The 13,269-nt window shown below is 66.5% G+C and carries 12 protein-coding genes; 8 read left to right on the top strand and 4 right to left on the bottom strand.

Translation table 11 applies throughout. The annotated features are described in order from the left end of the window. Positions 1-8: 8 nt before the first annotated feature. On the bottom strand, positions 9-488 hold the full coding sequence (locus tag AC1DIX_RS09995) for a DUF4863 family protein (protein ID WP_477323988.1): 480 nt from the start codon (positions 486-488) through the stop codon (positions 9-11). Between the two features lie 196 nt (positions 489-684). Here AC1DIX_RS09995 and AC1DIX_RS09990 point away from each other — a divergent pair, with 196 nt between their 5' ends. The 7 genes from AC1DIX_RS09990 (at position 685) to AC1DIX_RS09960 (ending at position 8,849) form a co-directional block, all read left to right on the top strand. Then, the gene (locus AC1DIX_RS09990) at positions 685-1,587 is read left to right on the top strand and encodes a helix-turn-helix transcriptional regulator (RefSeq protein WP_477323986.1); all 903 of its coding nucleotides are present in this window, start codon (positions 685-687) and stop codon (positions 1,585-1,587) included. Between the two features lie 152 nt (positions 1,588-1,739). Then, positions 1,740-3,398 carry a 2,3-epoxybenzoyl-CoA dihydrolase gene (boxC, locus tag AC1DIX_RS09985; protein ID WP_477323984.1) on the top strand — a complete coding sequence of 553 codons (1,659 nt, stop codon included), beginning with the start codon at positions 1,740-1,742 and terminating at the stop codon, positions 3,396-3,398. A gap of 31 nt (positions 3,399-3,429) precedes the next feature. Further along, positions 3,430-4,857 carry a benzoyl-CoA 2,3-epoxidase subunit BoxB gene (gene boxB / locus AC1DIX_RS09980; RefSeq protein ID WP_477323982.1) on the top strand — a complete coding sequence of 476 codons (1,428 nt, stop codon included), beginning with the start codon at positions 3,430-3,432 and terminating at the stop codon, positions 4,855-4,857. Between the two features lie 18 nt (positions 4,858-4,875). Continuing rightward, the gene (gene boxA / locus AC1DIX_RS09975; RefSeq protein WP_477323980.1) at positions 4,876-6,114 is read left to right on the top strand and encodes a benzoyl-CoA 2,3-epoxidase subunit BoxA; all 1,239 of its coding nucleotides are present in this window, start codon (positions 4,876-4,878) and stop codon (positions 6,112-6,114) included. Beyond that, complete coding sequence (locus tag AC1DIX_RS09970; RefSeq protein WP_477323978.1) at positions 6,098-7,615, top strand: 3-hydroxyacyl-CoA dehydrogenase; 1,518 nt, start codon at positions 6,098-6,100, stop codon at positions 7,613-7,615. The genes boxA and AC1DIX_RS09970 overlap by 17 nt, the downstream gene beginning before the upstream one ends. Beyond that, a complete protein-coding gene (locus AC1DIX_RS09965; protein ID WP_477323976.1) occupies positions 7,612-8,415 on the top strand; it encodes an enoyl-CoA hydratase/isomerase family protein in 804 nt (267 codons plus the stop codon). Before AC1DIX_RS09970 ends, AC1DIX_RS09965 begins: the two co-directional genes overlap by 4 nt. Continuing rightward, positions 8,412-8,849, top strand: a complete 438-nt coding sequence (locus AC1DIX_RS09960; RefSeq protein WP_477323974.1) for a MaoC family dehydratase — start codon at positions 8,412-8,414, stop codon at positions 8,847-8,849. Before AC1DIX_RS09965 ends, AC1DIX_RS09960 begins: the two co-directional genes overlap by 4 nt. On the opposite strand, the gene AC1DIX_RS09955 is transcribed toward AC1DIX_RS09960, so the two are convergent. The 3 genes from AC1DIX_RS09955 to AC1DIX_RS09945 all read right to left on the bottom strand — a co-directional run bounded on the left by AC1DIX_RS09955 (position 8,833) and on the right by AC1DIX_RS09945 (position 12,186). Continuing rightward, a complete protein-coding gene (locus AC1DIX_RS09955; protein WP_477323972.1) occupies positions 8,833-10,374 on the bottom strand; it encodes a hybrid sensor histidine kinase/response regulator in 1,542 nt (513 codons plus the stop codon). The genes AC1DIX_RS09960 and AC1DIX_RS09955 overlap by 17 nt on opposite strands. A 4-nt stretch (positions 10,375-10,378) precedes the next feature. Continuing rightward, a complete protein-coding gene (locus tag AC1DIX_RS09950) occupies positions 10,379-11,185 on the bottom strand; it encodes an alpha/beta fold hydrolase (protein WP_477323970.1) in 807 nt (268 codons plus the stop codon). Between the two features lie 77 nt (positions 11,186-11,262). Continuing rightward, positions 11,263-12,186, bottom strand: a complete 924-nt coding sequence (locus AC1DIX_RS09945) for a LysR family transcriptional regulator (protein WP_477323968.1) — start codon at positions 12,184-12,186, stop codon at positions 11,263-11,265. A gap of 108 nt (positions 12,187-12,294) precedes the next feature. On the opposite strand from AC1DIX_RS09945, the gene AC1DIX_RS09940 reads away from it, so the two are divergent. Further along, entirely contained in the window at positions 12,295-13,260 is a 966-nt protein-coding gene (locus AC1DIX_RS09940) for a 2Fe-2S iron-sulfur cluster-binding protein (RefSeq protein ID WP_477323966.1), read from the top strand. Positions 13,261-13,269: the final 9 nt, after the last annotated feature.

The following is a 13,269-nucleotide window of genomic DNA, read 5'->3' as shown; positions in this document are numbered from 1 at the left end:
GTCGTTACTTAAGCAGTGGTAGAGGCGGGCGTGAATTCGATCGCGCCCTGCGGCAGCAGGTAAAGGACGAGGGCGCGGCCTTGCGTGACCGTCGGCGCGTGCGCGCTGCCGGCTTCGTACACGCACCAGCCGGCGGGGCGGCCGTCGAAGCAGGCGTCCGTAGTGAGCGGCATGATCAGGTCGATCTCGCCGTTCGGATGCACGTGATGCGGGCCGGCGATGTCCTGCATGTCGACCACGTCGACGCTGAAGCCGTGGGTGGCCGGCGTCGCCTTCAGCACGCGGCCGTAGCGGATGCCGCCGCCTTCGCGCTTGCACAGCCAGCCTTCGCGCACGCCGGTCATGCAGGCGTCGGCGATCTTTTCATAGAGCTCGCTGCCGGCGCCGTGCTGGGCGTTGAGATGGGATTCGAGTGCGGAACCGAGCGGGATACCGTCGATTTCCTCGGTCACCCGGGTGATCAATTGCTGGAAAGCGGAAACGTCCATTCAAAACCCCTGAGCTGATATTGCGAATCAAGCGCGAAAGATCGGAGATATAGTGCGTTCGAAAAGAGTGTAGGTGTATTATGTTGCATGAGTCAAGACTTGTTTGAGATATATTTCATGTGCCGTCTTGCCGCATGCAGTGGTGAGATAATTGGCGGATAGTCCCGAAGGGGCAGTACTTTTGATGGAATTCAGAATGACAGCACCGCAGCTCAGCACAGACGGTTTATCCCAAGAAGAAAAAGACCCATTCCTGATCGCGCTCGGCGAGCGGGTGCGCGCCCTGCGCTCGCGCCGCGGCCTTACGCGCAAGGCGCTGGCCCGGCTGGCCGACGTGTCCGAGCGCCACCTGGCGAACGTCGAGTCGGGCGTCGGCAACGCCTCGATCCAGTTCCTGCGCCAGATCACCTCCGTCCTCAATTGCACGCTGGCCGAAATGATCGGCGACGAGACCGCGACCTCGCCCGAATGGCTGATGATCCGCGAGATCCTGCGTGGCCGAACCGACGAGGAGCTGGCCAGGGCGCGCGCCGCGCTGGCCGGCTTGTTCGATGCTCCCACCAGCGAAACGGTGCGCCGGCAGCGGATCGCCCTGATCGGCCTGCGCGGGGCGGGCAAGTCCAGCCTGGGCCGCATGCTGGCCGACTACTGGATGGTGCCCTTCGTGGAACTGGGGCGCGAAGTCGAGCTGCTGGCCGGCTGCGGCATCGCCGAGATCCATGCGCTGTATGGACCCAGCGCCTACCGCCGTTACGAGCGCCGCGCCCTCGAAGACATCATCCAGCGCCACCCGCGCGCCGTGATCGCCACCCCGGGCGGGATCGTGTCCGACCCGGCCACCTACAAGCTGCTGCTGTCGCACTGCTATACGGTGTGGGTGAAGGCGGCGCCGAAGGACCACATGGCGCGCGTGCTGGCCCAGGGCGACACCCGGCCGATGAGCGGCAACCGCGAAGCCATGGACGACCTCAAAAGCATCCTCGAGAGCCGCGCCGCCTTCTATTCCAAGGCCGACTTCAGCTTCGACACCAGCGACATGACCCTCGAGACCGCCTACGTGGGCCTGCTGGAGCAGCTGCGCGACAACGTGGCGCTGTAGGGCGCTTCTCTTCTGAAAACGGGCGCCGGCACGATGCCGGCGCTTTTTTTTGCACTTTCGGATGCAGTTTTTTTCTTGACGCCCAAATCGAGATGCAATATAGTGCTTTCAACGGAAGATGAATGCACCATATTTCACCAGGGGACCATCTCATGAGCACCGCACCGCAGATCGATTACTCAACCTCGCCGGACCGCTACAAGCACTGGAGCCTGGCAGTCGATGGCGAGATCGCCACGCTGACCATGCTCATCGACGAGGACGGCGGCCTGAAGGAAGGCTATAAACTCAAGCTCAATTCCTATGACCTCGGGGTCGACATCGAACTGCACGACGCGGTGCAGCGGATCCGCTTCGAACACCCGACGGTGCGCACGGTGGTGGTGACGAGCGGCCGCGACCGCATCTTCTGCTCGGGCGCCAACATCTTCATGCTCGGCAAGTCGAGTCATCCCTGGAAGGTCAACTTCTGCAAATTCACCAACGAGACCCGCAACGGCCTCGAAGACTCCAGCCGCCACGACGGCCTGAAGTTCGTGGCGGCGGTGAACGGCGCCTGCGCGGGCGGCGGCTACGAACTGGCGGCGGCCTGCGACGAGATCATCCTGGTGGACGACCGCTCGTCCTCGGTGAGCCTGCCGGAAGTGCCGCTGCTCGGCGTGCTGCCCGGTACCGGCGGCCTGACCCGCCTGACCGACAAGCGCAAGGTGAGGCACGACCTGGCCGACATCTTCTGCACCACCTCGGAAGGCGTGCGCGGCCAGAAGGCCAAGGACTGGAAGCTGGTCGACGAGGTGGCCAAGCCGGCGCAGTTCGCCGACACCGTGCGCCGCCGCGCGCTGGCACTGGCCGAGGGCAGCCTGCGTCCGGCCCAGGCCACCGGCGTCAAGCTGGTCCCGCTCGAGAAGACGGCCGGTCCGGACAGTGTCGACTATGCCTATGTAAGCATCAGGATCGACCGCGCCGCCCGCAACGCCACCTTGACGGTGCGCGCACCCCAGGCGGCCCAGCCCGAGGATGCCGCCGGCATCGAGGCGGCCGGCGTCAACTGGTGGCCGCTGCGCATGGCGCGCGAACTCGACGATGCCATCCTGCACCTGCGCACCAATGAACTGGACGTCGGTACCTGGATCCTGAAGACCGCCGGCGACGCGCAGACGGTGCTGTCGATCGACGCCACCCTGGCCGCCCAGGCCGGTCACTGGCTGGTACGCGAGACGGTCGGCCTGATGCGCCGCACCTTCGCCCGCCTGGACGTGTCCTCGCGTTCCCTGTTCGCCTTCATCGAGGAAGGCTCCTGCTTTGCCGGCTCGCTGCTGGAACTGGCGCTGGCGGCCGACCGCATCTACATGCTGGCGCTGCCGGACGATCCCGAACGCGCGCCGAAGATCGCCGTCAGCGAGATGAACTTCGGCCGCCTGCCGATGGTTACTGCGCAATCGCGGGTCGCCCGCCGCTTCTATGAAGACGCGGCCGCGATCGAGGCCGTGCGCGCCACCGGCGGCCGCCTGCTCGATGCCGGCGAGGCCGCGAGCCTCGGCCTGGTGACCTTCGACACCGACGATATCGACTGGCCGGACGAGACGCGCCTGGCGCTGGAAGAGCGCGCCAGCATGTCGCCGGACGCCCTCACCGGCATGGAGGCCAACCTGCGCTTCAACGGCCGCGAGACCATGGAGACCCGCGTGTTCGGGCGCCTGAGCGCATGGCAGAACTGGATCTTCATCCGCCCCAATGCCGTCGGCGAACTGGGCGCCCTCAAGGTCTACGGTACGGGCAACAAGGCCCAGTTCGATTTCAAGCGCGTCTGACGCAGTTCTCCACACTATCAAGGAAACCACCGTGAGCTCGATTAACTACAACGACAAGATCCCGAACAACGTCAACCTCTCCGAAGACAAGACGCTGCAGCGCGCGCTCGAACACTGGCAGCCGAACTACCTGCAGTGGTGGAACGACATGGGCCCGAACGGTTCGAACAACATGGATGTCTACCTGCGCACCGCGGTCAGCACCACGCCCGACGGCTGGGCCCATTTCGGCCACGTCAAGATGCCGGACTACCGCTGGGGCATCTTCCTGGCCCAGGCCGAGAACGACCGCAAGATCAACTTCGGCGAAGAGAAGGGCCGCGCCGCCTGGCAGGACGTGCCGGGCGAGCACCGCGCCAACCTGCGCCGCATCATCGTCACCCAGGGCGACACCGAGCCGGCCTCGGTCGAGCAGCAGCGCCACCTGGGCCTGACCGCGCCCTCGCAGTACGACATGCGCAACCTGTTCCAGATTAACGTGGAAGAGGGCCGCCACCTGTGGGCCATGGTCTACCTGCTGCACAAGTACTTCGGCCGCGACGGCCGCGAGGAAGCCGAAGCCCTCCTGCAGCGCAATTCGGGTGACCAGGACAACCCGCGCATCCTCGAAGCCTTCAACGAGGAGACCCCGGACTGGCTGGCCTTCTACATGTTCACCTACTTCACCGACCGCGACGGCAAGTTCCAGCYGAACGCGCTGGCGGAATCCGGCTTCGATCCGCTGTCGCGCACCTGCCGCTTCATGCTGACGGAAGAGGCCCACCACATGTTCGTGGGCGAGTCCGGCGTGGCCCGCGTGATCCAGCGCACCGTGGACCTGATGCGCCAGCACGGCGTGGAAGATCCGGAGCAGGTGCGCGCGCTGGGCGTGATCGACCTGCAGACCATCCAGCGCTACCTGAACTTCCACTTCAGCGTGACGGTGGACCTGTTCGGCGCCGACCAGTCCTCGAACGCCGCCACCTTCTACAGCTCGGGCCTGAAGGGCCGCTACGAAGAGACCAGGCGCGACGACGACCACCTGCTGAAGAACCGGCAGTACCGCATCCTCGAAGTGGCGAACGGCGCGCTGGCGGAACGCGAGGTCCCGATGCTGAATTCCCTCAACGAAGTGCTGCGCGACGACTTCATCCGCGATTCGGTCGCCGGCATCGGCCGCTGGAACCGCATCATCGAGAAGGCCGGCCTGCCGTTCCGCCTGAGCGCGCCGAACAAGGCCTTCAACCGCCACATCGGCGGCTTCGCCGGCCACCGCATCTCGCCGGACGGGCGCGTGCTGTCGGAAGTGGAATGGGCCGCCAACGAACGCAACTGGCTGCCGAGCGAGGAAGACCGTGCCTATGTGGCCTCGTTGATGGGCCGCGTGATCGAACCCGGCAAGATGGCCAACTGGATCGCGCCGCCGCCGGTCGGCATCAACAAGCAGCCGATCGACTTCGAGTACGTGCGTTTCAACTAAGTGAATCAAGCCGCCGCCATGAATGCTCCAGAACCGATCTTCCTGGTGCGCCAGCACCTGATCGACCCCGAGGTCTGCATTCGCTGCAATACCTGCGAAGAGACCTGTCCGATCGACGCCATCACCCACGACAGCCGCAACTACGTGGTCGATGGCGACATCTGCAACCATTGCGGCAACTGCGTCTCGCCATGCCCGACGGGCGCGATCGACCACTGGCATATGGTGCCGCGCGGCGCCGCTTATCCGCTGAGCGAGCAGTTCGGCTGGGACGAGCTGCCGCCGCAGCAGGAGCATGCCGAGGCCGTGATCGAGGAGACGGTCGCGTCGCCGGAAGCCGGCGGCGATACGGTGCAGACCAATGCGGCGCTGTCGGTGTCCTCGCCGATGCCGCCGTGGTCGGCCGCCCATCCCTACGCCCACCTGTACACGGCCAAGAACCCGGCGCAGGCGACGGTGGCCGGCAACTACCGGCTGACGGCGCCGGACGCGGCCAGCGACGTGCACCACATCGTGCTCGACTTCGGTACCCAGGCCTTCCCCATCCTCGAGGGCCAGTCGATCGGTATCATCCCGCCGGGCCTCGACGAGAACGGCAAGCCGCACTACATGCGCATGTATTCGGTGGCCAGCCCGCGCGGCGGCGAGCGTGACGGCTACAACAACCTGGCGCTGACGGTGAAGCGGGTGGTGGAAGACCACGCCGGCCAGCCGGTGCGCGGGGTCGCCTCCAACTACCTGTGCGACCTGCCGAAGGGCGCCACGGTGCAGGTGGCCGGTCCCTTCGGCGTGAACTACCTGATGCCGAACCATGCGGGTTCGAACGTGCTGATGATCTGCACCGGCACCGGCTCCGCGCCGATGCGGGCGATGACCGAGCACCGGCGCCGGATGGTTGCCGCCGGCAAGCCGCACGACGGCAAGCTGATGCTGTTCTTCGGCGCCCGCAATCCGGCCGAACTGCCATATTTTGGCCCGCTCCTGAAACTGCCGGCCGACTTCATCGACATGCACCTGGCCTTCTCGCGCCTGCCGGACCAGCCGAAAGCCTATGTGCAGGACAAGATCCGCGCGGCTGGGTCCTCGGTGGCCGAACTGCTGGCCGGCGACACCTATCTCTACATCTGCGGCCTGAAAGGCATGGAGACCGGGGTGCTGGAAGCCCTGGGCGAAGTCTGCACGGCGGCCGGCATGGATTGGGCGGGCCTGCAGGCGCGCATGGTCAACGAAGGGCGCTTCCATGTCGAGACCTATTGAGGCAGGGCAGCCGGTTGGCGTGATCGGCGCCGGCACCATGGGCGCCGGCATCGCCCAGGTGGCAGCAAGCGCCGGCCATCCGGTGCGCCTGCTCGACCTGCGCGCCGGCGCCGCCGCCGAGGCGGTGGCGCGGATCGGCGCCTCGCTTGCAGGCCAGGTGGCGAAGGGCCGCATGTCCGAAGCCGAACGCACGATGCTACTGGCGCGCATCGTGCCGGTGGCCGGCAGCGCTGAGCTGGATGGGGCAGCGCTGGTGATCGAAGCGATCGCCGAAGACCTGGGCGCGAAACGGGCGCTGTTGCGCGAGCTGGAGCAGCGGGTCTCTCCCGATGCGATCCTGGCGTCGAACACGTCCTCGCTGTCGATCACCGCGCTCGCCAACGGCTTGCGCCATCCCGGGCGGCTGGTCGGCATGCATTTCTTCAATCCGGTGCCGGCCATGAAGCTGGTGGAAGTCGTCTCCGGCGCGGAAACCGCCGCCGGCGTGGCCGCCAGCGTGTTCGAGACCGCCCGGCGCTGGGGCAAGACGCCGGTGCACGCGAAGTCCACGCCCGGCTTCATCGTCAACCGCATCGCGCGCCCCTACTATGCGGAAGCGCTGGCCCTGCTGCAGGAGCATGCGGCGACGCCGGCCGAGATCGACCTGCTGGCCCGCGGCGCCGGCTTCCGGATGGGGCCCTGCGAGCTGATGGACCTGATCGGCCACGACATCAACTATGCGGTGACGCTGTCGGTATTCGACGCGAACTACGGCGACCGCCGCTACGTGCCTTCGCTGGTGCAGAAGGCGCTGGTCGACGGCGGGCGGCTGGGACGCAAGAGCGGCAAGGGATTCTACGATGGCGTCCCGGATCATGCCGCGCCCCCGCCCGCGCCTCGCGAGACCGTCGCGCCGGCGCAATCGGTAGAGCTGGCGGGCCGCGGCGGGCAGGTGGAGTGCCTGGCGGCGCGCCTTGACCGGGCCGGCATCGCCTTCACGCGCACGCCGGACAGCGGCTGGAACGGCTTGCGCATCGGCGGCGTCGCCATGCACATTACCGACGGCCGCAGCGCCGCCCAGGTGGCGGCCGAGCGCGGCGACCGCCAAACCGGGGTGCTCGACTGGATGCCCGGAGAAGGCGAGGGCGCGCTGGCGCTGGCCTTCGCACCCGGTGTCGGGCCGGCGGCGCGCGCCGATGTCGCCCGCGTGCTGGGCGCCTGTGGCTGGCAGGCGATCGCCTTGCGCGACGTGCCCGGCCTGCTGGTGGCGCGCAGCGTCGCCATGCTTGCCAACGAGGGCGCGGACGCGGTCTGGCAAGGTGTCTGCGACGCCGCCTCCGCCGACCTGGCCATGAAGCTGGGCACCAACTACCCGGCCGGACCCTTCGAATGGCTGGAGCGCCTTGGCGTCGATCACGTCGTTACCCTGCTCGACCATCTGTTCGAGGCCTATCGCAGCGAGCGTTACCGGGTGAGCCCCCTGCTGCGGCAGCGTTACTGGACGCAAAGGATTCCCGCATGAACCAGGACATCGGCACCCATAACTTCCGCGTCACGCTCGACCCCGACGGCGTCGCCCACCTCGTCTTCGGCCCCGAAGGTGCGATGCCGGTCGTGGATGCGGCCGGCCATGCGGCCCTGGCCACCATCTGGGCCGGGCTCGATGCCGATCCGGCCGTGAAGGCCATCCTGGTGCGCAGCGAAGGCAAGGGCTTCTGCGCCGGCGGCGAGCTGGCGATGGTGGAAGGGATGCTGGCATCGGAAGCGGTGCGCGCACGCGTGATGCGCGAGGCGCGCGAGCTGGTGCGCGGCATGATCGCCTGCGGCAAGCCCATCGTCTCGGCCATCAACGGCGCGGCGGTCGGCGCCGGGCTGGCGGTGGCGCTGCTGGCCGATATCTCGGTCGCATCGCGCAAGGCCAGGCTGATCGACGGGCACACGAAGCTGGGCGTCGCCGCCGGCGACCACGCGGTGCTGATCTGGCCCCTGCTGTGCGGCCTGGCGAAGGCCAAGTACTACCTGCTGCTGTGCGAGACCCTGAGCGGCGAGGAAGCCGAGCGCATCGGCCTGGTCAGCCGCGCGACCGATCCGGAACTGGTCGACGAAGAAGCGCTCGCGATCGCGCGCAAGCTGGCGGCGGGCAGTCCGTCGGCCCTGGCCGGCACCAAGCGCGCGCTGAACGGCTGGCTGCACGCGGCCTGGCCGGCCTTCGAAGCGTCGCTGGCGGCGGAATTCATGGACTTTGCCGGCGCCGACGCGCGCGAGGGCGTGGCCGCCATCAAGGAGAAACGTGCGCCGCTGTTCGGCGGGGAGCCGGCATGAAATTCGCCGAACTAGCCGCCGCCGGCCGCTTCGTCCTCGGCCCCATCACGCTCGACAGCGGCGAGGTCGTGGACTTCGCATCCAGCTTCGACGACCAGTGGTTCCATACCGACCCGGAGGCCGCGGCCGATGGTTCCTTCCGCGGTTTGATTGCCAGCGGCTGGCATACCTGCGGGCTGGCGATGCGCCTGGTGTCGCGCGAGCTGCTGGCCGGTTCCGAGTCCTTCGCTTCTCCGGGGCTGAACTATCTGCGCTGGCCGCATCCGGTGCGGCCTGGCGACCGGCTGATGCTGGAGGTGAGCGTGATCGAGGCGCGGCGGTCGGCTTCGCGGCCGGAGCTGGGCATCCTGTGCTGGCAGTGGGTGATGCGCAATAGCGACGACCAGGTGGTGCTCGACCTGGAGGCCACCAGCATGTTCAAGCTTGACGATTGAGTAGCGGCTTGAGCAGCTCGAAGTCGATCGGCTTTGTCAGGTGATGGTCGAAACCGGCCTCGAAGGCCCGGTCGCGGTCTTTTTGCTGCCCCCAGCCGGTGGTGGCGATGAGCGTGCGCGACCTACCGCCCGGAAGTTGCCGCAAGCGCCGCGCCAGCTCATACCCGGTCATGTCGGGCAGGCCGATGTCGAGCAGGGCCAGTACCGGATCGGCGCTGCCGACCAGGTCGAGGGCCTGCGCGCCCGAATGCGCGACCACGACTTCGCAGGCGAACAGCTCGAGTGCCATCGCCAGCGTCTCGGCGGCGTCCTGATTGTCGTCGACCACCATGATGCGCACCCGCGTGGGTAGCACATCGGCGGAAGGCGCTTCGTCCAGGCAGGCGATGCCGGCCGCCAGCGGCAGGGACACGATGAAGGTGCTGCCTCGATCGAGCCCGTCGCTCTCGGCGCGAATCCGCCCGCCGTGAAGCCCCACGATGCCGCGCACCAGGGCCAGGCCGATACCCAGGCCGCCCTTGGCCCTTTCCAGGGCCGGCTCGAGCTGCGAGAACATGTCGAACACGGTGTCGAGCGCCGGGGAGGGAATGCCGATGCCATTGTCGCGCACGCGTATCTCCGCCGTTTCGCCGGCGCAGAGCAGGTGCAGTTCGATATCGCCGCCGTCCGGCGTATACTTGGCGGCATTCGTCAACAGGTTCACGACCACCTGGGCGAGCCTGGTGGCGTCGCCGTCGATCATGACCGGCCCCTCATCGACGAACAGATGCAGGGTATGGCGCGCGGTCCGCATGGTCTCGTTCATGTCCTGCGCCGCGCTGCGTACCAGGGCGGACATTTCGACCGGTGCGCGGCGAAGCTGCATACGGCCTTGCGTGATCCGCGAGATTTCCATCAGGTCGTCGACGAGCCGCGTCAGATGGCGCAGCTGCCGGTCGAAGATCTGCAGCAGCCGGTCGTCGGCGGCCTGGCCGAGCTTCAGCTTGAGCACATCGAGGGCGCTGCGCATCGGCGCCAGCGGATTGCGCAGCTCATGCGACAGGGTCGCGAGGAATTCGTCCTTGCGGCGGTCCGCCGCGGACAGTTGCACGTTCAACTTCTTCAATTCGGCTTCGGCGGCCTCGGCGGCCTTGCGTGCCAATAAAAGCTCGCGCTCATAGGCGCGCCGGTCCGATGCCTTGAACAAGGCCCAATGATCGACGATCCGGCCGCCGTCCTGCTGCCTCACGATGTTGAGCAGCATGGGCAAACGCTCCTGATGCCGATTGCGCAGGTCGACCTGTATCTCGGCAACCGAACCCTGCACCTGCAGGATGGGCTGGCAATGGGTGTTGAAGAACAGGCGCGCCCCGACGGGTAACAGGTCGCGCATGCGGACTTTTCCGACCAACTCGTCCCGCTCGTAGCCCAGCCATGCGCAGGCGGCGCCGTTGGCCTTCAGGATCAGTCCGTCTGCCGCCGTCACCAGCAATGCGCAGGCAGCGTGCTCGAACGAGGTTTCGCTGCCGGGAGACTGGTCGTCCACGCCGTCAGCGCAGGACGTGCGCGAGGAAGTTGTCAATCGCCCGCGAACTTTCGGTCGGGGCGCTCATGTGCGGACAATGGCCGACGTTGTCGATGATGTGCAGGGTGCTCGACGGCAGGTTCCGGTGCAGGAACTCACCCACCGAGAGTGGTGCCACCATGTCGTCGCTGCACTGCAGGATCAGCGCCGGCACCGTCGACAGGGGCACGTCCTTGCGGTGATCGGACAGGAAGGTGACGCCCGCGAAATGCCTGGCGATCTCGGGGTCGTTGCGGCAGAAGCTGTTGGTCAGCTCTTCGCGGAGCGCCGGCCGATCGGGCACGCCCATGATCGCCGGCGCCAGGTTGCTCGACCAGCCGAGGAAGTTGGCTTCCATCGTTTCCAGGAGTTCGTCGATATCCTCACGGCTGAACCCGCCCACATAGTCGCCGTCGTCGATATAGCAAGGCGACGGTCCGACCATGACCTGGGCGCTGAATTTATGCGGCGCCTTGATCGTGGCGAGCAACCCGATCATCGTGCTGACCGAATGGCCGACGAACACCACAGGGCCGGTGGCGAATTCGTCGATGATTTCGAGCAGGTCGTCGGCATAGCCGTGCAGGGTGCCGTACTTGTCGCGGCAGTAGGCCGCCAGATCGGAGCCCCCGCTGCCCACGAGGTCGAACGAGATAGTGCGGAAACGTTCGCCGTAGGCGGGAGCGAGGAAACGCCACATGGTCTGGTCGCAGCCAAAACCGTGGGCGAACACCATGGTGGCCGAGCCATTGCCTGAGATACGAAGGTTGTTGCGTACCTGCACCGAGGACATTGTCTAATTTCCCTTCGTAAAATTAACAATTAGCATTGTACTCTTTTTAATGTGCCGTCCTCGTTCGCGTGTCCAGGCTACACCGGCCCAACCCCCTGATCCACCGACAACTCCGCAATCACCCCCCGCAGCCACTGGTTCCCCGGCTCCTTGTGATACTTGGCATGCCAGAACAGGTTGACATCGAAGTCGGGGAAGGGCACCGGATGCGGCAGATAGCGCAGCTTGAAAGGCGCCATGCCTTCGCGGACGTAACGCTCGGGCACGGTGGCGATCAGGTCGGTATTCGACAGGATGTGGCCCAGCGCCACGAAGTGCGGCACGCTGAGGCGGACATTGCGCTTCACGCCGCGCTTCTCTATCACTTCGTCGACGATCGCGTGGCCGGTCCCGCCGGCCACCACGACGATGTGCTGGGCTTCTTCGAAGTCCTGCAGGGTCAGGGCTTCCTTGTCCAGCGCATGCCCCTCCCTGAAGATGCACACGTAACGCTGGCGGAACAGGTGGCGGGTGAAGAAGCCTGCCTTCAGCTGCGGCAGCAGGCCGATGGCGATATCGACCCGGCCCGACTCCAGTTCGTCGCTCAGGTTGACGGCGGCGTTGCGCACGGTGCTGATGGTCACGCCGGGCGCAATCTCGGCCAGCCTGCGCATCAGGCGCGGCAGGAAGTGGATCTCGCCGAGGTCCGTCATCGCGAGCGTGAACTTGCGCACGCTGGCCATGGGATCGAATTCCAGCTGGCGCTCCAGCGTGTCGCGGATCGTCGTCAGGGCGAAATCGATCGGCTCGGCCAGCTGCACCGCATACGGCGTCGGCTCCATGCCGCGCGCGGTCCGCAGGAATAGCTCGTCTCCCATCATCTTGCGCAGCCGGCTCAGCGCGTTGCTGACCGCCGGCTGGGTCAGGCCGAGATTGTCGGCCACCACCGATACGCGCCTTTCCTTGTAGAGCTGCTGGAAAACCACCAGCAGGTTGAGATCGACATCATGAAGATTGAGCATGCGATATTCACCAAATCTATTTTGCGCATTCACGGGATTTTGTATTTTTATTTTACTGGCATTCCTATAATCAAACCCAAGAACGAGATATAAGTTTTTGGAGACTGCATGAAGCTGCACATCCGGCCGCTCGACCAGACCATCGACGTCGCCCCGGGAACCAACCTGCTGGCGGCACTGCGCGAGCACGGCGTACCGATTTCCTACAGCTGCACGGCCGGCCGTTGCGGCACCTGCCGCTGCAAGGTGGTCGCCGGCGACATCGGCGGCGCCAATGCCGATGGCGGGCATACCGTGCTGGCCTGCACCAGCGTCGTGAACGGCGACTGCAGCATCGAGATTCCCGAGCCGGACGAAATCATCCTGCATCCGGCCAAGGTCCTGAAAGCGACCGTGACGGCGCTGGACCGCCTGACCCACGACATCGTCCGCCTGCGCCTGCGCAGCAGCAAACCGCTCGAATACTCGCCGGGCCAGTACGCGACCCTGCAGTTCACGCCCGAACACGTGCGTCCGTATTCGATGGCCGGCCTGCCGGGCGACGGCGAACTGGAATTCCACATCCGACTGGTCAAGGACGGCCTGGTGAGCGGCTACGTCGACCGCGAGCTGAAGCTCGGCGACGCCGTCCGCGTCAGCGGCCCGCTCGGCACCTCCTACCTGCGCAGGAAGCACGAAGGACCGATGCTGTGCGTGGCCGGCGGTACCGGCCTGGCGCCAGTGCTGGCCATCGTGCGCGGCGCCCTCGAAGCGGGCATGCGCAACGACATCCACGTGTATTTCGGCGTGCGCAGCGCCCGCGACGTCTACTGCACCGAGCTGCTTTCAGGCCTGGCCGAGCGCCATCGCAACCTGAAGGTGCACGTGGTGGTCACGGAAGGCCAGCCCGGCGCCGGCCAGCGCAGCGGCATCGTCACCGAGGCGGTGGCCCGCGACTGGGCTTCGCTGTCCGGCTGGCGCGCCTACCTGTGCGGCGCGCCGCCGATGGTGGACGCGGCGACCCTGGTGGTGCGCGAACGCGGCATCGACACCGATCACATCTACGCCGACGCGTTCTACGCGAAAGCAGCCTGAATCCGAGGA

The organism is Massilia sp. 05N420, from assembly GCF_056397205.1.
This window is presented reverse-complemented; position numbering and strand designations above follow the sequence as displayed.